Annotated in this window: 17 protein-coding genes; 13 read left to right on the top strand and 4 right to left on the bottom strand. The window is 72.8% G+C overall.

Annotated features, from left to right (window positions below; all coding sequences use genetic code 11):
• Positions 1-140: 140 nt before the first annotated feature.
• The 4 genes from AB0B35_RS16195 to AB0B35_RS16210 all read left to right on the top strand — a co-directional run bounded on the left by AB0B35_RS16195 (position 141) and on the right by AB0B35_RS16210 (position 12,452).
• Complete coding sequence (locus AB0B35_RS16195) at positions 141-9,773, top strand: toxin glutamine deamidase domain-containing protein (protein ID WP_361045722.1); 9,633 nt, start codon at positions 141-143, stop codon at positions 9,771-9,773.
• Positions 9,770-10,342, top strand: a complete 573-nt coding sequence (locus AB0B35_RS16200; protein ID WP_203687995.1) for a hypothetical protein — start codon at positions 9,770-9,772, stop codon at positions 10,340-10,342. The genes AB0B35_RS16195 and AB0B35_RS16200 overlap by 4 nt, the downstream gene beginning before the upstream one ends.
• Positions 10,343-10,450: 108 nt before the next feature.
• Entirely contained in the window at positions 10,451-11,017 is a 567-nt protein-coding gene (locus AB0B35_RS16205; RefSeq protein ID WP_361045725.1) for a hypothetical protein, read from the top strand.
• Between the two features lie 181 nt (positions 11,018-11,198).
• Positions 11,199-12,452 carry an SUKH-3 domain-containing protein gene (locus AB0B35_RS16210; protein WP_361045728.1) on the top strand — a complete coding sequence of 418 codons (1,254 nt, stop codon included), beginning with the start codon at positions 11,199-11,201 and terminating at the stop codon, positions 12,450-12,452.
• 111 nt (positions 12,453-12,563) lie between these two features.
• On the opposite strand, the gene AB0B35_RS16215 is transcribed toward AB0B35_RS16210, so the two are convergent.
• Positions 12,564-13,943, bottom strand: a complete 1,380-nt coding sequence (locus AB0B35_RS16215) for an SUKH-3 domain-containing protein (RefSeq protein ID WP_361045730.1) — start codon at positions 13,941-13,943, stop codon at positions 12,564-12,566.
• A 122-nt stretch (positions 13,944-14,065) separates the two neighbouring features.
• On the opposite strand from AB0B35_RS16215, the gene AB0B35_RS16220 reads away from it, so the two are divergent.
• Positions 14,066-14,728, top strand: a complete 663-nt coding sequence (locus tag AB0B35_RS16220; protein WP_361045732.1) for a DUF2567 domain-containing protein — start codon at positions 14,066-14,068, stop codon at positions 14,726-14,728.
• On the opposite strand, the gene AB0B35_RS16225 is transcribed toward AB0B35_RS16220, so the two are convergent.
• The gene (locus AB0B35_RS16225; protein WP_361045735.1) at positions 14,698-15,381 is read right to left on the bottom strand and encodes an LON peptidase substrate-binding domain-containing protein; all 684 of its coding nucleotides are present in this window, start codon (positions 15,379-15,381) and stop codon (positions 14,698-14,700) included. The two genes, AB0B35_RS16220 and AB0B35_RS16225, sit on opposite strands and share 31 nt — an antisense overlap.
• Before the next feature lie 276 nt (positions 15,382-15,657).
• On the opposite strand from AB0B35_RS16225, the gene hisD reads away from it, so the two are divergent.
• The 6 genes from hisD to priA are packed head-to-tail and all read left to right on the top strand — an operon-like array spanning position 15,658 to position 20,421.
• Positions 15,658-16,995, top strand: coding sequence for a histidinol dehydrogenase (gene hisD / locus AB0B35_RS16230; RefSeq protein ID WP_361045738.1), 1,338 nt, complete (start codon positions 15,658-15,660; stop codon positions 16,993-16,995).
• Positions 16,992-18,068 (top strand): histidinol-phosphate transaminase, encoded by a 1,077-nt coding sequence (locus tag AB0B35_RS16235; RefSeq protein ID WP_361045740.1) that lies wholly within the window; start codon positions 16,992-16,994, stop codon positions 18,066-18,068. The genes hisD and AB0B35_RS16235 overlap by 4 nt, the downstream gene beginning before the upstream one ends.
• Positions 18,065-18,688, top strand: coding sequence for an imidazoleglycerol-phosphate dehydratase HisB (gene hisB, locus AB0B35_RS16240; protein WP_360529533.1), 624 nt, complete (start codon positions 18,065-18,067; stop codon positions 18,686-18,688). Before AB0B35_RS16235 ends, hisB begins: the two co-directional genes overlap by 4 nt.
• A gap of 5 nt (positions 18,689-18,693) precedes the next feature.
• Positions 18,694-19,314, top strand: coding sequence for an imidazole glycerol phosphate synthase subunit HisH (gene hisH / locus AB0B35_RS16245; RefSeq protein WP_361045870.1), 621 nt, complete (start codon positions 18,694-18,696; stop codon positions 19,312-19,314).
• Between the two features lie 55 nt (positions 19,315-19,369).
• Positions 19,370-19,702 (top strand): hypothetical protein, encoded by a 333-nt coding sequence (locus AB0B35_RS16250; RefSeq protein ID WP_361045742.1) that lies wholly within the window; start codon positions 19,370-19,372, stop codon positions 19,700-19,702.
• The gene (gene priA, locus AB0B35_RS16255; RefSeq protein ID WP_361045745.1) at positions 19,702-20,421 is read left to right on the top strand and encodes a bifunctional 1-(5-phosphoribosyl)-5-((5-phosphoribosylamino)methylideneamino)imidazole-4-carboxamide isomerase/phosphoribosylanthranilate isomerase PriA; all 720 of its coding nucleotides are present in this window, start codon (positions 19,702-19,704) and stop codon (positions 20,419-20,421) included. The genes AB0B35_RS16250 and priA overlap by 1 nt, the downstream gene beginning before the upstream one ends.
• Positions 20,422-20,503: 82 nt before the next feature.
• On the opposite strand, the gene AB0B35_RS16260 is transcribed toward priA, so the two are convergent.
• On the bottom strand, positions 20,504-21,412 hold the full coding sequence (locus AB0B35_RS16260) for a LysR family transcriptional regulator (RefSeq protein ID WP_361045747.1): 909 nt from the start codon (positions 21,410-21,412) through the stop codon (positions 20,504-20,506).
• Positions 21,413-21,484: 72 nt separating this feature from the next.
• Between AB0B35_RS16260 and AB0B35_RS16265 the strand changes: the two genes are divergently transcribed.
• Positions 21,485-22,438 carry an EamA family transporter gene (locus AB0B35_RS16265; protein ID WP_361045750.1) on the top strand — a complete coding sequence of 318 codons (954 nt, stop codon included), beginning with the start codon at positions 21,485-21,487 and terminating at the stop codon, positions 22,436-22,438.
• Positions 22,435-23,193, top strand: a complete 759-nt coding sequence (hisF, locus tag AB0B35_RS16270) for an imidazole glycerol phosphate synthase subunit HisF (protein ID WP_361045752.1) — start codon at positions 22,435-22,437, stop codon at positions 23,191-23,193. The genes AB0B35_RS16265 and hisF overlap by 4 nt, the downstream gene beginning before the upstream one ends.
• Before the next feature lie 127 nt (positions 23,194-23,320).
• Here hisF and AB0B35_RS16275 read toward each other — a convergent pair whose 3' ends face one another.
• Positions 23,321-24,043 carry a Bax inhibitor-1/YccA family protein gene (locus AB0B35_RS16275; RefSeq protein ID WP_360529641.1) on the bottom strand — a complete coding sequence of 241 codons (723 nt, stop codon included), beginning with the start codon at positions 24,041-24,043 and terminating at the stop codon, positions 23,321-23,323.
• Positions 24,044-24,134: the final 91 nt, after the last annotated feature.

Raw genomic sequence — 24,134 nt, forward strand, 5'->3', positions numbered from 1 at the left:
ATCGGCACCCGTCGCCGCAACCGGGTTGGCGCGCTCTTGTCCGGATCGAGTAGCTTACCCAGAGCGCCTGCGCGCCACCGGATACGCCGTGCCCGCACGGGCCGGATCGCGCGGGAAGCCGAACTCTGGGGAGGGTGCGGATGTCGTGGTTGCCGTCGCCGATTCCGCATCCGCTGTCCTACTTCGACGCACCGGGGTGGATGAAGGAATGCCTCGACTGGGTCATCGGTATGGACTGGCCCGAAGGCGACGAGCAGGCCACCTGGGACCTCGCCGACGACTGGTACGCGGTCGCCGGTGACCTCGCCGACCCGCTGACCGAGTCGGAGCGGGCGGCGCTGGACGCGGTCGCCGCGTTCGGCGGCGCCGAGGGCAAGGTCGCCGCCGCGATCAAGGACGCCTGGGGCCAGATCGGCAGCGGCGACGAGAAGTCGGCGCTGCAGGCGGCCGCCTACGTCGCGGGCGCGCTCGGCGAGATGCTCGAAGGCGGCGGCTGCGACATCCAGGGCGCGAAGCTGGAGTACTACATCGAACTCGGCCTGCTGCTGATCGAACTGATCGCGCTGGCGGTCGCCGCGTTCTTCACCTTCGGCGCGTCCACCGCCGCCGCCGGGCCGGTCTGCATGGCGACCCGCTTCGCCATCAAGGAGATCCTCAAGCGGCTGCTCAAGTCGCTGATCGAGCGCGGCATCAAGCGCGCCGTCAAGGACAAGCTCAAGGACCTCGGCAAGGACTTCGGCAAGAAGCTCGGCAAGTGGGCGATCAAGGCCGGCAAAGAAGGCCTGGACGAGATGAAGGAGGAGCTGCTCACCCAGGGCGCCATCCAGACGTACCAGACCGCGACCGGCCGCCGCGACGGCCTCGACCTGGGCGATCTGGCCATGGCCGGCTGGGCGGGCTTCGCCGGAGGCGCGGCCAGCACGCTCGCGGGCGGCCACAACGGCGGCTTCGTCAGCAAGGTCTCCCACGGCGTACGCGGCGAGGTGCTCGGCGACATCGGCGGCTCGCTGGCCACGGGGCAGCTGCCCGACGCGGGCAACCTGGGCATGGCGGCGACCTCGGGCGCGCGCTCCAGCGTCACCAGCCACCTGACCGGCGAGCTCAACAACATGACGAACAACATCGTCAGCAACCTCGCCGGGACCGCGCTCGACGGCGACCCGAGCTCGAACATCACCACCGCCGCGGCGGCCACCGCGACCGCGGGCGGCGGCTCGGGCGGCGGTGGCGGCCCGCACACGGGGACCACGGGCTCCGGTGGCTCGGGCGGTGGTTCCGGCGGATCGCACGGCGGTGGCTCGGGCAGCGGCTCGGGCGGTTCCGGCGGCCTCGCCGGGGTGGCCCCACCGGAGGCGAGCGCAGCCCCGGCCGCGTCCACCGCACCGCCCCCGGTCGCGAACGTTCCCGCGCAGGCCAATACCGTGATCGCCCCGGCGGTCGCCACGGCTCCGCAGAGTATGGCCGCGCCCGCCGCTGCGGCCCCCGCAGCGCCCGCGGTGACGAGCCCGGCGTCAGGCCTCGCAGGCACGTCCGCCAGCCCGCCGGCATCGTCGGTCTCGACGTCGGCTTCCGCGTCGACCTCGGTCTCCTCCGGGTCCGGAGGACTGTCCGGCACGGGCTCCGCCGGCGGCACCACGACGACCGGCGCAGGCCCGTCGGCCGGCAGCGGCACGGGGTCAGGCGGCCCTGCGGGGTCAACCTCCACCTCGGGCTCGGGCACCACCTCGGGTACGGGAACATCGGGTTCCGGCACCGGCTCCGGCGCGAACACGTCCGGCTCGGCGGGGACCAACCCCGCCTCCGGCGCGCGGCCCGCGGCAGGCGTCACGGCGACCGGCCCGACACAGGCCGGACTGGCGGCGCAGACCGTCACTCCGACGCAGACCGGCCCGTCCGTCCAGGGCAGCACCTCGACGACCACACCGTCGGCGCAGGCCAACACCAACACCTCCGTGACGACACCCGCCACGCAGACGAGCACTTCCACGACCGCGCCGTCCACGCAGACGAACACGACCACGCAGACACCGTCGTCGCAGACCGGGCCCGCCGCGCAGGCGAACACCACGGCGCAGACGCCGTCGTCGCAGACCGGGCCCGCCGCGCAGGCGAACACCACGGCGCAGACGCCGTCGTCGCAGACCGGGCCTACGGCGCAGGCGAGCACCGGCACGCAGACCGGTCCCGCGAACCAGACGTCCGCCACCAACCCGCAGGCGACGAGGCCACCGACCACGGGCACGCAGAATCCCGCGACCGCGCAGAACCCGGCACCCCAGCAGGGCCAGGCCACCTCGCCGAGCCCGTCGACGGGCCAGCCGACGACCCCGGCCCAGCAGACGTCGGGCGACCCGGCTCGCCCGCACGCGACCCCGGCCCAGCAGACCGACCCGGCGACGCCCGCCGTCGCGGTCGTGCCCGGCGCGGACACCCGCGGCCCAGGCCCGGACACCGGCTCCCGGCCACCGGCCGCGGACGGACGGCGTGACGGTGAGCGCAGCCGGGCCGAGGCGCGGCGCTGGAGCGACGCGTACCACGGTGGGCTGCGCGCGCAGCGGCGCGAGATCCTGGCCTCGATGGGCCGCCCCGGCGCGCTGGCCGCGGCCGCCTGGGACGCGCTGAACCGCCACGACGGCGCGGACTTCTCCCGCGGCGGTGTCACCACCGACGACGTGTCGGCGCTGACCGGCAGCGACCAGCCGCCGTCGGTCGACGCGACCCGCCGCTACGACCAGCGCGGCGGCTACCGGCCGGTGCTCACCCAGCACCAGCTCGACCTGGAGAACGCCGTCCCGCGTGACGAGAACGGCCGCCCGCTGCAGTTCCCGCCGCTGCGTTCGGGCTGGCTGCGCTACGCCAACGACGGCGGGCCGCAGGCCGACCCGACCCGTGCGGTGAACTGCGTCGACGTGCTGCTGTCGGTGGCCGACACGTGGCTGCACGGGCGGCCGCGCTGTGCCGCCGCGCGTACCCTCGACGGGTTCGCCGGCGGGAACCCGGACCAGCCGTCCGGGCCGGAGCCGCGCGGGCCGCACCGCATCGAGGACTTCTTCGGCGGCCGGCTGCAGCAGCTCTGCCCGGACACCCGCGGCCTGGACCGCCAGGCGGCCCGGCAGACGGTGGACGCGTCGTACGCCCGCCTCGCCGACCAGCTGCGCCAGGCAGGTCCGGGCGCGATGGCCGTGATCATCCACCACTCGTCCGACGGCACCGCGCACACCTGGCCGGTCTTCAACGACGGCGGCGTCATCATGTACGCCGACCCGCAGCAGCCGCCCGGCACGCCGACCACCACCCCGCCCTACACCAGCGGCATCATCCAGATGGACGCCATGGTGATCGGGCCGGATGGGGAGCAGTCCCTGATCGACGGCGCGCCGACCGGGGCCTGGTCGCAGTACCAGGGCCAGCCGGACCCGGCGGCCGCCCCGGCCGGGGTGCACGCGACCCAGCTCGACGCGGACATGCAGCGGCCGCTCACCGATGCCGAACTCGCCGAGCACGGCATCCGCGTCGGCGAGGCGACCCTCGACGACCTCGGCTACCCGGATCCGTCGGTGCTCGACGACGCCGAACGGGCGCGGCTGGAGGCGCTGCTGCCGCAGACGGCGGTGGTGCCTACCCAGGACATCCGCTTCACGCAGCGCTCGGTCAGCCCGACCAGCGGTGACCTGACTATGGACCAGTTCACCGCCCGCATGGCGGAGACGGGCTGGCAAGGCGGTCCTGCACATGTCATAGCCTGGGGCGACGGCTCGCTGGACAGCATGGACAACCGTCGCATGCGGGCGGCGCGGCTGGCCGGGCTCGACTCCGTCCCGGTGTGCGTGCACCGTCCGGACGAGCCGCTGAGCAACCTGCCCGAGAGCGAAGACCCGGACCGTAAAAAGTACCGGCGGCCGCTCACAGTCGAGATCCGGATGGTCGACGGTCGGCTGGTCGTCGGCGGCGACCGGGGCGAAGTCGTGCACCCGAGGGGCACGGTGCCGACGACGTTCGGCGAGGCGGCGCTGTTCCGTGCGGCGGAGCAGCGCAGCCTGCTGCCCGGCCGGTTGTACGGCGCGGACACGGTCCCGGTGACCATCGGCAAGCCGCCGGAGCCGGACGTGGTCGTCGACGACCTGGAGTCGGACGAGCGCGAGATGCTCACCGGCTTGCACGACGCCGCAGTGGCCAACGCCGACGGGATCCGCGACGACATCGCCCAGCTAGTCTCGGCCTACAACCTCAGCCCGGACACCGACGGCATCCTGCAGATGCCCGGCATCGACCACCGGGTCAAAGAGCTCGCCTCGCTGGTCCGCAAGTACCTGGTCGAGGGCCGGTTCTTCGGTGTCGAAGGATTCCCTGCGCGGGCCAACGACGCGGTGCGGTTTATGGTTCGCCTACCGGAAGGTGAGGGGTACCGGCCAGCCTTCGACGCGGTGCGCAGCGGTCTGGAGGCACAGGGCTACCAGCTCACCGACATCAAGAACTTCTTCGCGTCCGGCAACCGCTTCCTGGGCCTCAACGTCACCTTCACCAGCCCGACCGGGCAGCTCTTCGAGGTGCAGTTCCCGACTGAAAACTCCGAACGCGCCTGGATTCTCACCCACGATGCGTACGAGGTGCTGCGTCGGGAGGGCAGCCTGGACGAGAACGGCGAGCGGGTGAACGCCGAGTTGCCAGCGCGGCGTGTGCATGCGTTGCTGTCCATGCTCGCGGTCAACGAGGAGCTCGGCGTCAACGACGTGCCTCCGGGCATCGACACGATCGTGGGACCGCCGCCGGAGTCGGCCCCGGTCGGCGCCAAGTCCACCAATCTCGCGGTCTGGATCACGAAGAACGCAAAGATCTGGCAGCAGTACCGGGCATGGTTGGATGATCAGCAGGAGTCCTTCGCGGGCTTCGGCGACATCCTCGCCGAGTTCGGCATCGACCCGGCCGACGTGCCGATCACACCGGAAGTCGCGGAGAAACTGGAGCGGATCGATGGTGAGCTACTACGCGCTCTACGCGGTGGACAAGTCGAAGCCCCCGGCGAGGGGGATCATCGTGACTCACGGCGGGGTGGACGCGATGCTGTGGGACCACCGGCAGAAGGCGTGGGTGTACGACCCGACGACGGTGGCGTACGTGATGGATCACCACGACTACACGGACCGCACGGAGGAGATCAGCAGGGAGCAGGCCGAGGAGCTGACCCTGCAGATCACGAAGGGGACGGAGGCGCTTCCCGACGAGGAGACGATCCTCTGGATCTTCCAGTGGAAGGGCGTTCCGCCGCAGGACGACGACTGACGTCACCGTCCGACGCCTCGGCGTCGCCCGAGCTGGCGACGGACTCGTCGACGGACCCGGCCGCGCCCGACGCGGCACAGCGGCCGTCCGATCCCGGCTCGCCCGCGATCCCCGCGCAGCGCGAGGGTGACACCGATCCCGGCACCGCCATGCCCCCGGCGCAGCCACCTGCCGGACCGCCGCCGGACCCGATGGGCCGCTTCTTCGCGCCGCCGCCGTCGGATCGCCCGGACGCGGAAGAGTACGCGATGCTCGACGACGTCTACGAGCGTGCGCGGGAGGCCTCCGAGCGCATCCTCGGCGACCTGCAGCGGTTCACCGCCGCCGCGGAGGAGGCACTCGGCCTGCCCGAGGGGTCGCTGCCACTGCGCGATCCGGAGCACAAGGCCAAGAGCCGAGAGTCGCTGGAGCGCAAGTACCTCGCCGAGGAGCGGCAGGGTGGGCCGGACCAGTACGCGGCCAGCGTCAACGACTCGGTGCGCTTCTCGATCCAGCTGCCGGACGGACCCGGGTACCTTCCGGCGCTCGACGCGGTGCTCGCCCAGCTACAGGCAGCCCATTACGAGCTGGAAGGCAAGGTCAACAACTTCTGGAACGCCGGCAACCGCTTCTACGGCATGAACACCACCTTCCGGGCGCCCGACGGCACCCTGTTCGAGGTGCAGTTCCCGACGGAGCGGTCGTATCAGGTGTGGCACGCCACGCACGTCGAGTACGAGACGATGCGCGACGTCAAGGCCACGCCAGAGCAGCGGGTCCGCGCGCTGCTGCGCATGCTGGAGGTGAATCGCGCCGTCGGTATGATCGACGAGATCCCGCCGGGCGTGGCGGACCGCAGGCCCAAGGACGCGAGCCTGGCCAAGTGGATCGCGGACAACTCCGAAGTCTGGGCCGTCTTCGAGCGGCAGCTGGCTGCCGAGGGCCGCACCCCCGGTGACGTGATCGCCGAATACGACCTGACCCCTGACGACTTCCCGATCACTCCCGAGGTCGCCGCCCGCCTGGAGGCCCAGAATGTTGTACTACAAAGCCATCTACCGGAAGGACATCGAGGACTTCCCGGACCAGGAGGCAGTGGGCCTGATCATCGCGGGCGAGGGGTACCTGGAGTATCTGATCTGGGATCACCGGGCCCAGAGCTGGCGGTACGACCCGGAGACGGCGGGGTTCATCCTGGGCCGGGACACGTACGACTACCGGCGCAGGCCGATCGACCGGTCGGAGGCGGAGCAGATCGCGATGCTGATCACGAAGGGGACCGACCCGCTCCCGAGCGAGGAGGAGATCCTCGAGGTGTTCCGGGAGTCCCACCGTCGCCGCGCGGCGGGGACGCTGGACTAGACCCCGCCGGTCCGCCGGATCCGGCCGGGCCGCCGCCGGAGCCGATGGGCGCCGTCTTCGAGCCGGAACCGACGACCGCGGACCTGACGGCCGAAGAGTTCGCCATGCTCGACGAGGTCTACGAGACCTCGCGGCAGCGTTCGGCCGAGATCATGGCCGACATCCAGACGGCGATGGCGGCCGTCAACGGCTCGCCCGAGCACTCGGGCGACGACCTGCGCCTGCTCGACGACACCGACGAGACGCGCTTCAAGAGCCGGGAATCGCTGCAGCGCAAGTACCTGCTGGAAGGCCAGGCGCACGGGCACGGGCACTTCGCCGCGACCATCAACGACGCGGTGCGCTTCTCGGTGGTCATGCCCGGCGGCGACGCGTACCGGCCGGCGTTCGACGCGCTGGTCCGGCAGATGGCGGACCTCGGCTACGAGCTCGACGGGCCGCCGAAGGACTTCTGGCGGCCGGGCAACCGCTTCTTCGGCACCAACGCCACGTTCCGGGCGGAGGACGGCACCTACTTCGAGGTGCAGTTCCCGACGCAGCTGTCCTTCGAGCTGTGGCAGCAGACGCACCACGACTACGAGGTGCTGCGCGACGACAGCCTGCCTGCCGAGCAGCGGCTGCGCGCCCTGCTGTCGATGATCGAGGCCAACCGGCGCGCCGGTATCATGGACGCGATCCCGGCGGGCATGGGTGGTGCCGGGGCCAAGGACAACGGCCTGGCCAAGTTCCTCTCCGAGCAGCCGGAGGTGCTGGACGAGCTGCGTGCCCAGCTGGCGCAGGAGGGCCGGACCCCCGCCGACCTGATCGCCGAGTTCGACCTCGCCCCGGACGACTTCGCGGTCACCCCCAAGGTGGCCCCCAACCTGAGGGAAGAGGATGCTGCACTACTTCGCGCTCTACGTGAGGGACATCGAGTACCACCCGGACCAGGAGCCGACGGGTCTGATCGTCAAGGGCCCGGGGACCCGGGAGGCGCTGATGTACGACCACCGAGCGGGGGGCTGGCGGTATCGCCCGGACGCGGTCTCGGAGATCATGAACAGCCTGAGCTGGGACGACCGGCGCCGTCCGGTGGACCGGGCGGAGGCCGAACGGATCTCGCTGGCGATCTCGCAGGGGACGGGCCCGCTGCCGAGCGAGCCGCAGATCGAGGAGATCTTCGCGGAGTCGCACCGTCGCCGCGCCCAGGAGACGCAGCCCTAGCCGGCGACACCGATTCGGCGACCCCCGACGCCACCGGCACCCCGCCGATGCCGGGCAGCACGCCGCCCGGCCCGGTCGGCATGGACCCGGCCGACCCGAACCATCCGCAGTGGCCGTACCGGGCCGGGCTGCAGACCCGGCGCATGTCGCTGGAGCTGCAGCGGCGTCAGCAGGAGGCGGACGCGCTGGCGGCGGAGGCGGCCAAGCACCTCGCCGAGATGCACAAGTACCGGTCGTGGGCGGCGTTCTACTCCGAGCAGCAGCCCGACGCCGAGCAGGCGAAGCTGTGCCAGGAGTGGGCCGACCGGCACCAGCAGTGGGCCAACGAGTTCGGCAAGGCCTCCAAGGCCGCCTACAACGGCACGTACACGGCCAACCGGGCGCAGACGGTGGACGCCGACGCGGCCTGGGTCGCCGTCAACACCGACGACGGCGAGCTGCTGGTCGACGTGCCCGCCGCCGACGGGCGGCCCTACCTGTACCGGGGCGGCCTGCGCCCGCCGCTGCGGCAGCACCAGGACGACCTGGTCGCCGCGCTGCCGCGTACCCCCGGCGGATTCCTGCAGATGAACCCGGACCCCCGGGTGGGCACCTGGTTCGGCCTGGCCAACGACGGCGGGCCGGAGCTGGACCCGAGCCGCGGCATCAACTGCGTCGACTGCATGATCTCCGCGTGGCGGACCTGGCGGGGCCGCCCGCAGGTGTCCGCGCCACGCACCTTCGACGGGTACGCCGGGACCGACGTCAACGCGGTCACCGGCGGCGAGGTCGGCGGTATGGCCCGCGTCGCCGCGGCGGTCGGCGGGGCCTGGCAGACGGTGTTCCCGAACATGGCGCAGAGCCCGGCCACGCAGGCCCAGCAGTGGTCCGACTGGAGCTTCGCGGCCATCACGCACGAGCTGAGCGAGGCCGGGCACGGCGCGGCGATGTTCATCGTCACCGAGTGGCAGGCCGGCACCTCGCATGCCTGGCTGGCGGTCAACCAGGACGGGACCATCCTGTTCCTGGACCCGCAGACGCGCCAGATCGCCGAGAACGTGTCGATGTACGGGCACACCGGCGACCCGTCGAACAACGCCAACGTCGTCGGCATGCGCGCGATGATGCTGGACGCGAACGGCGACCCGCAGCCCATGACCAGCCTCGCCCAGACCTCGTGGGGCAAGGCCGAACTGGCCCAACAACAGCAGCCGCAACCCGACCCCGAGCCGGTTCACCAGCCTGGTCCCAGCCTGGACAAGCAACCGGCTCCGAGCCTGGCGCAGCAGGATGGACCACAAGGCCAGGAACCCGCGGGCGTGCTACCCGATCCGGGCGCGGCGTCGGCGGCCCAGCCGTCGGACGCCGGGATCCGGCACGCGGGTGAATTGTCACAGGCGGGCGCACCGGAAGCTTACGCGAAGATCCGTGCATGGACTGATGTCGTCGAGCGGGTGGCCGACTACACCGGACATCCGCCGGAGATCATCGAGCGGGCGTGGCGGAACCTGTTCGTCGACGTGCACGATGTCGCGGTCGGGCCGGGCCAGGTCGAGCACGGGGTCTGGTTTCCGGCCTACCACCACAATTCCGGACCGTGGCTGAAGGCCTATGAAGGTACCTTTCCTGACGACATCGAGGTGCGGGGTTTTGCGCTGCTGCTCGCCCACGAATACGTGGAGGCCCGCCTGATCGAGGAAGGTGTGCCGTTCAACTCGGCCGACCCGCGCTGCTGGAGTCCCGACGAGGAGGACGGCGGATGGATGGAGGGCACCGCCGACGGCATCTTTGCCGCGCACTTCCTGGCGCCGCGACACAACCCGCTGAACCAGTTCATCCAGTACCGCGGCATGGGATTGGTGCCGCTGGACATGTCGGTGCTGCCCCCGGAGACAGGGGACCCGCTGAGCGTGGACAATCTTGAAGCAGTGGTCAGTGCCGTGCTTGAGATCTTGAGGAGCCGGGGATGAAGGTGGAGGCGAGCACCGAGCGCCTGATCGAACGGCTCGACGCCGTCGACTGGGACGAGAGCATGGACCGCAACGGGTCACGGGTCAGGCTGATGCAGGAGTACCTGCGCCGGTCTGCGCTGTGGGCGCAGGCGCTGGGCCGGACCGAGCATTGGCCCTTCTTCGACATCGCCTCCTTCGTCGACCCCGCGGCGCGGATCGACGAGCAGACGGCCGCGGCGGTGCGCCGGCGCATGGGTGAGGGCGGCGCGCGGCCGCTGGACGCGACCATCGTCCGCTACATGCTGGACTTCAGCGTGCTGGAGAACTGGCCCGACGGGCTGCCGGATCCGTTCGAACCGCTCCTGATGGTGTACGAACGTGGTGGGCCCTTCGACTGGGAGGCGGGGCGGGTGTACATCGGTTCGGCCGTGGGCATCCCCCAGGGCACCTGGGAGAAGTACGTCGGCCGCACGCCGTTGGACGATGTGAGCCCGGCTGCGCTGGACGCGTTGGACGAGGCATGGCTGGCCCGGCGGGCGGAGCAGGCACGTGCTTACCAGGCCGGTGTCCAGCGCCGCGACGGCTGATGGTGCGGCAGCGGCTCACGATCCGGCAACCGCTGCTCGGCTGCCGGACGTGCCGCCCGCTGCCCGGACCGCGGCGCGCCCCGACGGCGATGTCCAGGAGAACCGGTGATGAAGGCGAATGCTCGCACCGAGCAGTTGATCACGCGGCTGCGCGGGGTGGTCTGGGAGGAGAGCCTGGTCCACAACGGGTCGCGCATCGCGCTGATGCGAGAGTACCTGCGCCGTTCCGCGCTGTGGGCACAGGCGCTGGACCGGGCGGACGCCTGGCCGTTCTTCGACATCGCGGCGGCGGCCGGCCGGGGTGCCCTGCTCGACGAGGCGCTTCTGGACTCGGTGCTGGACGGGCTGGAGGGGCGGGGATTGCGGCCGCTCGACCCGCGGATCATCCGGTACATGCTCGACTTCACCGCGTTGCCGGCCAGGCCGCAGGACCCGCCCGATCCGTTCGAGCCGTTGCTCATGGTGTACGAGCGCGGCGGGTCCTTCAGCCGGGCGGCCGGCAGCATCCGGATCGGCGTCGGCGACGGTGTCCCGGCGCGATCGCCGGAGCGCTACGCGCGGCTCGCTCCGGTGGAGGATCTGGGTCCAGCGGCGCTGGACGCACTCGACAGGTCCTGGGAGGAGCGCCGCGCCGAGGCTTCGCGTCGGGTCCGCGAGGCGGATCAGCGCAGCTGACCGGGCTGCCAGTGAAGCCATGCGAGGTGACTCCCGAACTTGCTGGTCCCGGTGGGCTGGGAATTCACGATGATCGTAGGTCTACATTGGACATGTTTCTGAGATCGTGCCTGCCCGTGGCAGGGTGAAGCCCGGCCCGCGCTGCCTCGCGGGCCGGATCGTGCAGGGGAAGGGACTGGCGATGACCGTCACGGCGCAGGACGCGCAGCGAGTGGCCGAGCAGCTGGCGCGCGGGGCGGGCGGCTCGCACCGGCCGTACGTCGCGGAGTTCCCGGAGTGCTTCATCGTCTGGACGCTGCCCGACAGCGACGGCCCACCGGAGCCCGGCGCGGGCGCGCGGCTGGTCATCGACCGGCAGGACGCGCGGGTGACCACGTACCCGTCGGTGCCGCTGGAGCACGTGCGCCGACTGCACCGGCAGCACCGGGCCGAGCAGGAGCCCGCGGCCCCGGTGACCGCCGACCCGGTCGCGGCGCTGCGGCGGCTCGGCGGCGGGTCGGCCCCCGGGGTCACGGTGCGCCTGGTGCCCGCCGACGGACTGCCGCGCGAGACGACCGGGGCCAAGGGCGACCAGGAGCTCAACCACCACCCGCTGGTGGTCAAGTGGCTGGCGGTGCAGAGCCCGGGTTCGCTGGTACGCGGCACCCGGCGGCACGCGGAGTTGATCGTGCTGTCCGACTGGCTGCACGAGCTGGAGCACGCGGCGGCCTCCCGCGGCGAGCCGGGCCTGACCGTCGCGCAGGTGCGGGCCGCCGCGCAGCAGGTGCAGGAGTTGCGGCTCACCCTGGTCCGCGACCCGGGCGACCCGCTCGCGGGCACGCCGGCCGGGCCGTGTGACACCTGCCTGGCGGCCTGGATCCACTTCGGGCTCGCGCCCGCCTCCGCCGCCGTCGGGCCGGTCGAGCCGGTCGCGCCGCCGACGGGCATCCCCGGGCCGCTGGCGAACCTGTCCCCGGACGTCGCGGCGACGCTGGCCGCGGGCGGCTGGGACGTGCCGCTGCGGCTGGACGGGCGCATCGTGTCCGCGACCGAGTGGGCCGAGTGGTCCGTGCGGGCGCTGGGGGAGTACGGCCACCCGCCGCTGGAGCCGCTGCGGGCGGCGATCGAGAAGTTCCCGTACCTGGTCTCGGTGCGCCGCGGGCCGGGGGTGGCGCACTGGGTGCGCCCGTTCGAGCTGGGCGGCGACCTGGTCGGCGCGACGGCGGACTCGCTGGCCGACTTCGCCCGGGTGATCGGTGTCCAGCTCGCCCCGATCGGCGCGGAGCAGGCCGGCGACGCCATCATCGCCGTGGACGAGCGCAGCCGCGTCTGGGTCCTCGACCAGGCCGGCGAATGGTACGCAGGCCCCGACCTCGACACCGCCTTCGTCGTCCTCCTCCAGGGCCACCCCATGCCCCGCGTCCGCGACGACGGCACCCTCGAACCGCCCGCCTGACCCCTCGCGTGCTTCGCGGCCGCACAGTCACGTTGATCATGAAGTTGTGGCAGCGGCGCGCCGTCGAGCCGTGCCATAAGTTCATGATCAACGCGGGAATGGCCGGGGGGGTTACCAGGTGGCGTTGGGGCGGAGGCGGGGGGTGGAGCGGCCGATGAGGAGGGTTTGGACGGCGGCTTCGAGGGTGGGGCCCAGGTACCAGGCGCCGGCGTGGTCGACGGCGAAGACGCGGTGGTGCTCGTCGACGGCGAGGATCGAGTGCAGGCCGCCGGCCTCGCCGCCGATCGGGAACAGCCGCGCGCCGAGGCGTTCGGACAGGTCGCCGAGGGTGTCGGCGGTCTGCTCGCGGGTCCACACGTCGAGGGTGAACGACTCCACGCGCTGAGCCGCGCCGCTCTGGCTCTGCAGCACCGGGTGGAACGGCGCGTACGGCTCCAGCAGATCCACCAGGAACGGCAGCGCGGGCAGCCGGTGGCGTACGCCGGGCACGGCGATCGTGGCGGCCACCGCCTCCGCGGTGATCGCCCGCAGCGCCGCCCGCCCGGCCGCACCGCGCTGCGGCGGCTCCGGGCGGACCAGGTCACGCGGCAGCTCACCGGGCATGCCGAGGCTCACCAGCACGGTGCCGCAGGTGTGGCAGGAGGCGGCGGGGGTGGGGTTGTCGGCCGGCGCGCCCTCGCGCAGCAGATGCAGCCGCAGCGTCGCCCCGGCGAGCTGCCGGGCGGCCCAGGCCGGGTCGGTGTGCGCTGCCCCGCCGAGTTCGAACAGGGCCTTGGACACGACGATCAGATCGGGGTGGCGGTGCGCGCCGCGGGTGCGGCTGCCGGGCGGGATCGCGGCGAGCGCGTGCGCGACGGCCGGGTGGTGCGCCGGTTCGGCGTCGGCGGTGTGCCCGAGCGCCTGGAACGTCCGTCCGGCCACCTCCAGCGTTGCCACCACCTGCGGCAGCGTCGGCGCGGGCAGGCCGGGGCCGAGCCGGGCCAGCTGCGTGGCGAGCGCCATGGCGCGCCGCTCCGACTCGTCGGCCGACAGCCGGGGCGGCCCGAACGGGGACGACGTCAGGGCGGCGTTCGGCGGCGGAGGCCCGGGGGTCAGCGAGTGCGGGTCGGCCGGCACGGAGAGCACGGGCGGCAGCGGTGGCATCGGCGGTGGCATCGTGCTGACGGACGAGGTCGCGGCCCCGGGCGGCGGGACGGGCAGCGGTGCGGCCGGGTACGCGGCCTGGGCCGTCGCGGCGGGGCCCGCGTACCGGCTCATCGCGACCTGCGGCGGCAGGCCCGGCACCACGGTCAGCGCGCCGGTCTCCCGATCGATGATCACGGTCTCGCCGCTGCCGGGCTCGGCCACCGGACCGCCGGCCGGGGGCGGCGACCAGACGACCCAGCCGCCCGGGAACTCGGTGAGCCGGGGTTCGCACTCGTAGCCGCGGCGCAGGGTCTCGGCGACGGCCCAGTGCCGCGCGATCTCCTCCAGCCGTTCCTGTGAAATCATGGCGGCTCCCGCGTTCGGCGATCGGTCTGGACAACTTATCGCAGCAGGGCACGAAGGGAGGTATCCCGCCCATCCGTGCCCGGGCGCGGGCCCGGCCGCGCTGAGGGGACTACGGTTCGAACATGCTTTCCGACGACACTTCGCAGTACCAGGGCCCGATCGAGCCAGGCCGGCCGGCGTCGTCGGGTGGTGGCCGGGGCGGGGACGTGCTCTGGGCGCTCGCGCTGGCGGCCGTGATCGGCGTGCTGGGGCTGGGCCTGGGCCTGCTGTGGCACGCGCTCGCGCCGACCCTGCCGCTGCGCATCGTCGAGGAGGGCGCGGTCTACACCTCCCCCGAGCCGGAGCAGCTGGCCGCCGCGGAGGGCTGGTTCGTGCTGCTCGGCCTCGGTTTCGGCCTGCTGTGCGCGATCGCGGCCTGGGTGCTGCTGCCCGCCCGCCGGGGGCCGATCCAGCTCGCCGGGCTGCTGCTGGGCACCCTGATCGCGGGCTGGGCCGCCTGGTGGCTGGGCCACGACATCGGGCTGTCCGCCTACCAGGACCAGCTGAAGAACGCGCCGGTGGACACGATCGTGCACCGGCCGGTGGACCTGCGCGCGGTGAAGAAGCTGACCTTCTTCCCGTACGCGATCGGCGGAGCGCTGCTCATCCCGGCGCTCGCCGCGGTGGTCACCTACGCGCTGGCCGCGGCCTGGTCGCGGTTCCCCTCGCTGCGCCGCCACGAGGACGAGCAGGAGTGGGCCGACCACGACGACGATCAGTTCATCGCGGGCGCCGGGCCGAGCTGAGACAGCTGCGCCGGCACCGCCCGGACCTCGCGCAGCAGCGCGGTCTCCCGGGCCAGGATGGCCAGCTCCTGGCGCAGCCGGGACGCCGGATCCGGTGCGCTGAGCAGCTGCTGGCGGTCGCCGACGGTCAGCGACGCGCTGGCCGCGACCAGGTTCGACAGCACCGTCGGGTCGTCGGGCAGCTGGTCGTCCGGCCCGCCGCGCAGCACCCCGAGGTATTCCCGGAACGCCGCCAGCACCCGGGGCGCGAGCTGGTCGGCCAGCTCGTCGGGGGCCGGATCGGGCAGCCATTCCACCCCGACCACCGGGTACGGGTGCGGGCTGGGCACGAAACCGGTGATGCGGAACCGGCGCGCTCCGACGGTGACGATGTCGAACTTGCCGTCGGGCAGCTCGGTGATCTGGCGCAGCTGTGCCACGCAGCCGACCTCGTGCACCACCACCTCGGAGGTGGCGATGCCGTCGTGCGGCGGGGGCATGACCTCCAGGCCGCGTTCGATGGCGACCACGCCGAACTCGCGCGGGGTGCCGTCGGGCAGCTCCATCAGGTTGCGCATCAGCGTGCGCCAGCGCTCCTCGAAGATGTGCAGTGGCAGCACCAGGCCCGGGAAGAGCACCGTGCCCAGCGGGAACAGCGGCAGCGTCCCGGTCATTGGGTGAGCCTAACGCCGCAGTGTGTCAGCGGGCACCGCCCGCCCGGTGTCGTCCGCGACGCAGCGGGGGACGACACCGATCAGGGCCGCGGTGGCCGGCGGCCATGACACTGCCCGCCCGCGGTAGCGGCCGCTCGGTGTCGTCCGCAGCGCAGCGGAGGATGACACCGATTAAGGCCGCGGTAGCCGGCGGCCATGACTCAGTGGCCCGGCTCACTGTCCCAGTGCCTGGGCGGGTGCGCCGGGGCGTGCGGGTGCGCCAGTAGACTTTGGGAGGTGTTGACCCGTATCGACCTGCGTGGACGTGACATCGATCCGCGCAACCTGCTGCCGCGTGCCCAGATCGACGTCAGCCAGGCGGTGGAGCAGATCCGCCCGCTGGTCGACGGGGTGCGCGAGCATGGCGTCGAGGCGGTCAAGGAAGCCACCCATCGGCTCGACGGGGTGGACCTGGCCGCGTTGCGGGTGCCGGCGGAAGCGATCAAGGAAGCCGAGCAGGCTCTCGAACCCGAGGTCCGGGCCGCCCTGCTGGAGGTGATCGCGCGCACCCGCAAGGTGCACGCCGACCAGCGCCGCACCGACCACACCACCCAGGTCGTGCCCGGCGGCACGGTCACCGAGCGCTGGCTGCCGGTGTCCCGGGTCGGCCTGTACGTGCCCGGCGGCCTGGCCGTCTACCCGTCGACCGTGGTCATGAACGTGGTCCCCGCGCAGGCCGCGGGGGTGTCCAGCCTGGTGGTCGTCAGCCCGCCGCAGCAGGCGACCGGGCTGCCCGACGCGCGGGTGCTGGCCGCCTGCGCGCTGCTCGGCGTCGACGAGGTGTACGGCGTCGGCGGGGCGCAGGCCGTGGCGATGCTCGCCTACGGCACGCGCGGCACCGCCGACCCGGAGCGGGAGCTGCCCGCGCACGACGACTGCGCGCCGGTCGACCTGATCACCGGCCCCGGCAACCTGTGGGTGACCGCCGCCAAGCGGCTGGTGCGCGGCGTGGTCGGCATCGACGCCGAGGCCGGGCCGACCGAGATCGCGATCCTGGCCGACGACACCGCCGACCCGGCGCACGTCGCGGCCGATCTGATCAGCCAGGCCGAGCACGACCCGATGGCGGCCAGCGTGCTGGTCACCGACTCGCCCGCGCTGGCCGACGCGGTCGACGCGGAGCTGGCGGTGCGGGTGGCCCGCACCAAGCACAGCGAGCGGGTCGCCACCGCGCTCGGTGGGCCGCAGTCGGCGACCGTGCTGGTCGGTGACCTGGCGCAGGGCCTGCGGGTGGTGGACGCGTACGCCGCCGAGCACCTGGAGATCCAGACCCGCGACGCGCGCGAGTGGGCGATGCGGGTGCGCAACGCCGGGGCGATCTTCGTCGGGGCGTACGCGCCGGTGTCGCTGGGCGACTACTGCGCCGGCTCCAACCACGTGCTGCCCACGGCGGGCTGCGCCCGGCACAGCTCGGGCCTGTCCGTGCAGTCGTTCCTGCGCGGCATCCACGTCGTGGAGTACACCGCCGACGCGCTGCGCGACGTCGCGCACCACGTGGTCGCCCTGGCCAACGCCGAGGACCTGCCCGCCCACGGCGAGGCCGTGACCGCGCGTTTCGAGGGGAGCGCGGCATGAACGAGTGGGTGCAGGAGCTGCTGCGGGAGGATCTGCGCGGGCTCAGCGCGTACGGCGCGCCGCAGCTGGACGTGCCGGTGCGGCTGAACACCAACGAGAACTCGTACCCGCTGCCCGACGAGGTCGTGCGCGCCGTGAGCCGGGCGATCACCGGCGAGATCGCGGACCTGAACCGCTACCCCGACCGCGACGCCGTGAAGCTGCGCGCCGACCTGGCCGCCTACTGCGGGCACGGGCTCACCGCCGAGCAGCTGTGGGCCGCCAACGGCTCCAACGAGGTGCAGCAGCAGCTTTTCCAGGCGTTCGCCGGGCCGGGGCGCACCGCGCTGGGCTTCGGCCCGGCGTACTCGATGCATCCGCTACTGGCCGTCGGCACCGCCACCACCTGGGTGGACGGCCGGCGAGACGGCGACTTCGGGCTGACCGCCGAGCACGCGGTCGAGCAGGTGCGCCGCCACCGGCCCGCGCTGACGCTGCTGTGCTCGCCTAACAACCCGACCGGCACGGCGCTGGACTTCGCCGTGATCGAGGCGGTGCTCGCCGAGACGACCGGCCTGGTCGTGGTCGACGAGGCGTACGCCGAATTCCGGCGGCCGGGCACGCCCAGCGCCCTGGAACTGCTGGACAGGCACCCGCGGCTGGTCGTCAGCCGCACCATGAGCAAGGCGTTCGCCTTCGCGGGGGCACGCGTCGGCTACCTCGCCGCGCACCCCGCCGTGATCGAGGCGGTGCAGCTGGTCCGCCTGCCGTACCACCTCTCGGCGCTCACCCAGGCCGCCGCCCGCGCCGCGCTGGCGCACGCGGACGTGCTGCTGGGCACCGTCGAGGCGATCAAGGCACAGCGCGACCGCATCGTGGCGGAGCTGCGCGACAGCGGCTGGACCGTGGCCGACTCGGACGCGAACTTCGTCCTGTTCGGACGCTTCGCCGACCAGAAGGCCGCCTGGCAGACGCTGCTCGGTCAGGGCGTGCTGGTCCGCGACGTGGGCCTGCCGGGCTGGTTGCGCGTCACCGCGGGCACCGAGCAGGAGACCTCCGCCTTCCTGGCGGCTATGAAGGAGTTGAAGGCATGAGGACCGGACGCGTGGAGCGGGTCACCAAGGAGACCAAGGTCCTCGTCGAGGTCGACCTCGACGGCACCGGCCGCGGCGACATCAGCACCGGGGTCGGCTTCTTCGACCACATGCTGAACCAGATCGCCCGGCACGGCGGCATCGACCTGACCGTGCGCACCGAGGGCGACCTGGAGATCGATGCGCACCACACCATGGAGGACACCGCGCTGGCGCTAGGCGAGGCGTTCGCGCAGGCGCTCGGCGACAAGGCGGGCATCCGCCGGTACGGCGACGCGGTGGTGCCGATGGACGAGGTGCTGGTGCAGGCCGCAGTGGACCTGTCGGGGCGGCCGTACATGGTGCACGACGAGCCGGAGAACATCGCCGACTACATCAACCCGGGTAGCGGCCCGGTCTACCCGACCTCGATGACGCGGCACATCTTCGAGTCGTTCGCGCAGACGGCGCGCATCACGCTGCACGTGTCGGTGCTGCGGGCCTCCCGGCCGGGGCAGAAACCCGACGCGCACCACGTCATCGAGGGCCAGTTCAAGGCGCTGGCCCGCGCGCTGCGTACCGCCGTGGAGATCGACCCGCGCAGTGCGGGCGCGGTCCCGAGCACCAAGGGCGTGCTGTGAGCGCGCTGCCGAAGGTGACGGTGCTCGACTACGGGTCGGGCAACCTGCGCTCCGCGCAGCGCGCGCTGGAGGCGGCCGGAGCCGACGTGGTGGTCACCGAGGACCTGGCTGCGGCCGTTCGGGCCGACGGCCTGGTCGTGCCCGGTGTGGGCGCGTTCGCCGCATGCATGGCGGGCATCGAGGCCGCGCAGGCCGGGCCGGTGATCGCCGACCGGGTCATGGCCGGGCGGCCCGTGCTCGGCATCTGCGTCGGCGCGCAGGTCATGTTCGACTCCGGCGACGAGCACGGCGTGGTCACCAAGGGCCTGGGCCTGCTGCCCGGCGCGGTGACCAGGCTGGCCGCCCGCCGGGTGCCGCACATGGGCTGGAACCTGCTCGACGCCCCGGCCGGCTCGACGCTGTTCAGCGGCGTCGACGCGGACGCCCGCTGCTACTTCGTGCACTCGTACGCCGCGCCGCCCAACGCCGAACTCGACGCGGTCGCGCTGGTCACCACGTCGACGCATGAGCACGCGACGTTCGTCGCCGCCGCGGAGCGGGGGCCGTTGTCGGTCGCCCAGTTCCACCCGGAGAAGTCCGGAGCGGTCGGCGCACGGGTGCTGCGGAACTGGATCGCCACGCTGTGAGCCCACTCGTTAGGCTCGCCGCGACGTTGCGGCGGGACCGGGGTGGAGACGACACATGAGCAAGGAACGCAAGCTGCGCCGTGAGGCACGCGAGGCCGCCGCGCGGCAGGCCGTCGCGGCCGAGGAGCGCCGGGCGGCCCGCCGCCTGGCGCGGCGCGCCTTCTGGCGCCGGATCAGCCTGTATGAACTGCGCATACGCCGTACCGGCCGGTTGTCGGCGCGGCGCAGCGCGGCCGAGCGGGCCGGGGTCGCCATCGTGACGGCCCTGGCACTGTTCGTGATCTGGACGCTGGTGCCGTCGACGGCGCTGGCCGTGGCGCTGTCGCTGCTGCTGGCGCTGACCCTGCCCGTGTTCGTGATCGTCGCTTTCGACCGAAGGAGTTCCTGATGGCCCTGGACCTGCTGCCCGCCGTGGACGTCGTCAACGGCCAGGCGGTGCGCCTGGAGCAGGGCGCCGCCGGCAGTGAGACGTCGTACGGCGCCCCGCTGGCCGCCGCGCTCGACTTCCAGGCAGCCGGGGCGCAGTGGATCCACGTGGTGGACCTCGACGCCGCCTTCGGCCGGGGCTCCAACGCGGAACTGCTCGCGGAGCTGGTCGGCCGGGTCGACATCAAGGTCGAGCTGTCCGGCGGCATCCGCGACGACGAGTCGCTGGCCGCGGCCCTGGCCACCGGCGCGGCCCGGGTCAACATCGGCACCGCCGCGCTGGAGGACCCGCAGTGGTGCGACCGGGTCGTCGGCGAGTACGGCGACCGGGTCGCGATCGGCTTGGACGTGCGCGGACGGGTGCTGTCCTCGCGCGGCTGGACCCGGGAGGCCGGTGACCTGTACGAGGTGCTGGAGCGCCTCGACAAGGCCGGCTGCGCCCGCTACGTGGTCACCGACATCCTCAAGGACGGCATGCTCCAGGGACCCAACCTGCAGCTGTACCGCGACATCTGTGCCGCGACGCCGGCTCCGGTGATCGCCTCCGGCGGCGTGTCCACGCTCGACGACCTCCGCGCCCTGGCGACGCTGGAGCCGATCGGCGTAGAGGGCGTCATCACGGGCAAGGCCGTCTACTCGGGCGCGTTCACCATCCCGGAGGCGCTCGCCGCCCTCGCCTGATGCCGCAACTCTTGAAGACTCGCGGCATCAGGCCGGCCCGGTAGGCGCGACTCGTCAAGAGTCGCGCCACGGGTGGGGCGGGTCAGGAGCCGGCGCGGGCGGTGGTGCGGGTGGACCAGGCGGTGGTGATGGCCTCGATCACGGCTTTGAGGGCGGGGCGCTGGTGGTGGGCGGTGCGCCAGGTGACGCTGACGCGGCGGGTGGGGACCGGGTCGACGGGGACCACGACGGTCCCGGGGGCGGTGGTGAGGCGGGCCAGGCGGGGGAGCAGCGCGACGCCGAGGCCTGCGGCGACCAGGGCCTGCTGGGTCTCGAACTCGCCGACCAGGTACGCGGGGCGCAGGCCGGGCAGGGCGCGGACCAGCCAGTCGTGGCAGATGGTGCCCTCGGGTGAGGCGATCCAGCGCTCGTTCGCGGCCCGGTCCAGCGGCCCCGGCCCGGCGTCGGCGAGCGGATGGTCGGCGGGCACGACCAGGTCGGCGGTGTCCTCCCCGAGCACGGTCGAGGAGACGCCGGGCGGCAGGTGCAGGCGCACCTCGCGCCAGTCGTCGATCACGGCGACGTCGACGCGGCCGCGGTCGAGGGACTGGAGCGCCTCGTACGGGTTGGTCTCCACGACGCGGGGGCGCAGGCGCGGATACGACCTGGTCAGTGCGGTCAGAGCGGGGGGCAGCAGGCCGCGGCAGGCGGTGGCGAAGCAGGCGACGGTGACCTCGCCGGCGACCTCGCCCCGGTAGGCGTCGAGCGCGGCCGAGGCGGTGTCGGCGGCCGCGAGCACCAGCGCGGCGTGCTCGGCCAGCAGCCGCCCGGCGTCGGACAGGCGCAGCCCGCGCCCGTCCTTGTGGCACAGCACCGCGCCGGTCTCCCGTTCCAGCTTGGCGAGCTGCTGCGACACCGCGGACGGGGTGCAGTGCAGGGCGGCGGCCGCGGCGTGCACGGTGCCGTGGCGGGAGAGCGCGTCGATGGCGCGCAGGCGGCCGAGATCGAGCATGTAGCGATTCTAAACGAACACTGAAGAACTATTCGCTGGTGCTGCACGGTTGTCCGGGCCGAGACTCGGCTCATGAGACCGAGGGACATCCTGCTGGCCGTGGCCGTCGCCGCCGTGTGGGGCTGCAACTTCGTGGCGATCGAGGTCGGGCTGGACCGGATGCCGCCGCTGCTGTTCGGCGCACTGCGGTTCGCGCTGGCGGCGTTCCCTGCGGTGCTGCTCATCGGCGGTCCGCGTACGCCCTGGCGGTGGGTCCTCGGCATCGGCCTGGTGCTGGGCGTGGTCAAGTTCTCGCTGCTGTTCGCGGGGATGGCCGCCGGCCTGCCGGCCGGATTGTCCTCGCTGCTGCTGCAGAGCCAGGCGATCTTCACCACCGTTTTCGCGGTCGCGCTGCTGCGGGAGCGGCCGGGCCTGCGCCAGTGGGCCGGGCTCGGGGTGGCCGTGGCGGGCGTCGGGCTGGTCGCCTCCCGGCTCGGGTCCGACCGGCCGGTGGAGGGTTTCGTGCTGGTGCTGGCCGCCGCCGTCGCGTGGAGCGTCTCCAACGTCATGATGCGCCGGGCCGCCCCGCCCGACATGCTGCGCTTCATGGTCTGGGTGTCGGCGGTGGCCACGCTGCCGCTGTTCGCGCTGTCGCTGCTGTTCGAGGGGCCCGGCCGGGTCGGCGCGGCACTGTCCGGGCTGGACCTGTCCGGGCTCGGGGCGCTGGCCTACATCGCGGGGATCTCCACGCTGGCCGGGTTCGCGGGCTGGGGCGTGCTGATCAAGCGGTACGGCGCGGCGACGGTGGCCCCGTTCTCGATGCTCGTCCCGTTCTTCGGGATGAGTTCGGCGGCCCTGTTCCTGGGGGAGCCGCTGCGGGCGGGCGACGTGATCGCCGGGGCGCTGGTGATCGGGGGAGTGCTGCTCGGGGCGAGCGGGGGCGGCAGGGTCGCGGCCCCGGACGGCACGGACCGGCGCCCCGGACCGTCCCACGAGCCGGACCAGCGGCTCCTCGTGGCGGGCCGGCGGGTAGCGTCGAGCGCATGAGTGTCGCGGTGCGGGTCATCCCCTGTCTGGACGTGGACGCCGGGCGGGTGGTGAAGGGGGTCAACTTCGTCGACCTGCGCGACGCCGGTGATCCGGTGGAGCTGGCGTCGGCGTACGACGCGGCGGGCGCCGACGAGATCACGTTCCTCGACGTGTCCGCCTCCTTCGAGGGGCGCGGCACGATGCTGGAGGTGGTCCGGCGCACCGCGGAGACCGTCTTCATCCCGCTGACCGTGGGCGGCGGCGTGCGGTCGGTCGAGGACGTGGACGTGCTGCTGCGCGCGGGCGCGGACAAGGTCGGCGTCAACACCGCCGCGATCCACCGGCCCGAACTGATCACCGAGATCGCCCGCCGCTTCGGCAACCAGGTGCTGGTGCTGTCGCTGGACGTGCGGCGGCTCAAGGACGGCGGCGGGTTCGAGGTGACCACGCACGGCGGGCGCAAGTCGGCCGGGCTGGACGCGATCGAGTGGGCCCGCCGGGTCGCCGACCTGGGCGCGGGCGAGATCCTGCTGAACTCCATGGACGCCGACGGCACCAAGGAGGGCTTCGACCTCGAACTGATCAAGGAGGTCCGGGCCGTGGTCGACATTCCGGTGATCGCCTCCGGTGGCGCGGGCAAGGCCGCCCACTTCCCGCCGGCCGTGGACGCCGGGGCCGACGCCGTGCTCGCCGCGAGCGTGTTCCACTTCGGCGACGTCACCATCGGCGAGGTCAAGACGGCCCTGCGCGGCGCGGGCCACCCGGTCCGCTGACTGGCGCGGGCGCGCCGTGCGCACCGCACCTCGCGCCCGGTCCGACCGCAGCTCACACGGCATCCAGTGTTAACAGGGGCACCTTCTATAACGCGGAGCGTTAAGAAGGTGCCCTTGCTTTGCCCGCTCAGCGGCGGAGGTAGCTGAGCAGGCGGAGGATCTGCCAGTAGAGGAAGATCAGGCCGACCAGCATGCCGAAGGCCAGGTACCAGCCGTAGCGGGGTGGCAGGCCGGCGGCGACGGCGCGTTCGACCTGGTCGAAGTCGATGACGAAGGTCAGCGCGCCGACGATGACGCAGAGCACGGCGAAGAGCACGCCGAGGGTTCCCGCGCGGTAGATCGGCAGGCTGTGGCCGAAGAAGCGCAGGGCCAGGTCGACCAGGCTGAGCAGCACGATGCCGAGCAGCGCGCCGGTGACGACCTGGGTGAAGCGTTTGGTGGCGCGCAGGATGCGGGCGCTGTACAGCGCGGCCATGGCCAGGAAGACGCCGAACGTGCCGATGACGGCCTGCACGACGATGCCGGGGAACTGCTGCTCCAGCTCGCGGCTGACCACGCCCAGGAAAACGCCCTGCAGTACGGCGTACCCGCCGATCACGAACGGGTTGGTGATCCGCTTGAACACGATCACCAGGGCGAGCACCAGGCCGGCCAGGGTCGAGCCGAGCACGGCCAGCCCAGTCCAGGCGGGGGCCCGCAGCAGGTTCCAGGACGCGGCGGCGGTCGCCGCGGTGACGGCGACCAGCACCAGGGTCCGCCCGCACACGCCGTCCAGGGTGAGCCGCTGCCGCTGGTCGAGCACGACGGGAGCTTCGATCGGACGGGTGAGCACGGGATTGGAGCTCTGCATCACCACGGACGTCCTCCGCTGACGACGTAACGGCACTCTCAACCGGACATTAGCCGTCTAAATGCTCTCAGGCTGTGTGTTCACTGAGATA

It is taken from the genome of Catellatospora sp. NPDC049133 (genome assembly GCF_040648455.1).
Classification (GTDB): Bacteria; Actinomycetota; Actinomycetes; order Mycobacteriales; family Micromonosporaceae; genus Catellatospora; species Catellatospora aurea.

Coding starts and splice junctions, on each gene's coding strand:
- AB0B35_RS16195 (WP_361045722.1), top strand. CDS start 141: ATGTCGTGGTTGCCGTCGCCGATTCCGCATCCGCTGTCCTACTTCGAC.
- AB0B35_RS16200 (WP_203687995.1), top strand. CDS start 9,770: ATGAAGGTGGAGGCGAGCACCGAGCGCCTGATCGAACGGCTCGACGCC.
- AB0B35_RS16205 (WP_361045725.1), top strand. CDS start 10,451: ATGAAGGCGAATGCTCGCACCGAGCAGTTGATCACGCGGCTGCGCGGG.
- AB0B35_RS16210 (WP_361045728.1), top strand. CDS start 11,199: ATGACCGTCACGGCGCAGGACGCGCAGCGAGTGGCCGAGCAGCTGGCG.
- AB0B35_RS16215 (WP_361045730.1), bottom strand. CDS start 13,943: ATGATTTCACAGGAACGGCTGGAGGAGATCGCGCGGCACTGGGCCGTC.
- AB0B35_RS16220 (WP_361045732.1), top strand. CDS start 14,066: ATGCTTTCCGACGACACTTCGCAGTACCAGGGCCCGATCGAGCCAGGC.
- AB0B35_RS16225 (WP_361045735.1), bottom strand. CDS start 15,381: ATGACCGGGACGCTGCCGCTGTTCCCGCTGGGCACGGTGCTCTTCCCG.
- AB0B35_RS16235 (WP_361045740.1), top strand. CDS start 16,992: ATGAACGAGTGGGTGCAGGAGCTGCTGCGGGAGGATCTGCGCGGGCTC.
- hisB (WP_360529533.1), top strand. CDS start 18,065: ATGAGGACCGGACGCGTGGAGCGGGTCACCAAGGAGACCAAGGTCCTC.
- AB0B35_RS16250 (WP_361045742.1), top strand. CDS start 19,370: ATGAGCAAGGAACGCAAGCTGCGCCGTGAGGCACGCGAGGCCGCCGCG.
- priA (WP_361045745.1), top strand. CDS start 19,702: ATGGCCCTGGACCTGCTGCCCGCCGTGGACGTCGTCAACGGCCAGGCG.
- AB0B35_RS16260 (WP_361045747.1), bottom strand. CDS start 21,412: ATGCTCGATCTCGGCCGCCTGCGCGCCATCGACGCGCTCTCCCGCCAC.
- AB0B35_RS16265 (WP_361045750.1), top strand. CDS start 21,485: ATGAGACCGAGGGACATCCTGCTGGCCGTGGCCGTCGCCGCCGTGTGG.
- hisF (WP_361045752.1), top strand. CDS start 22,435: ATGAGTGTCGCGGTGCGGGTCATCCCCTGTCTGGACGTGGACGCCGGG.
- AB0B35_RS16275 (WP_360529641.1), bottom strand. CDS start 24,043: ATGCAGAGCTCCAATCCCGTGCTCACCCGTCCGATCGAAGCTCCCGTC.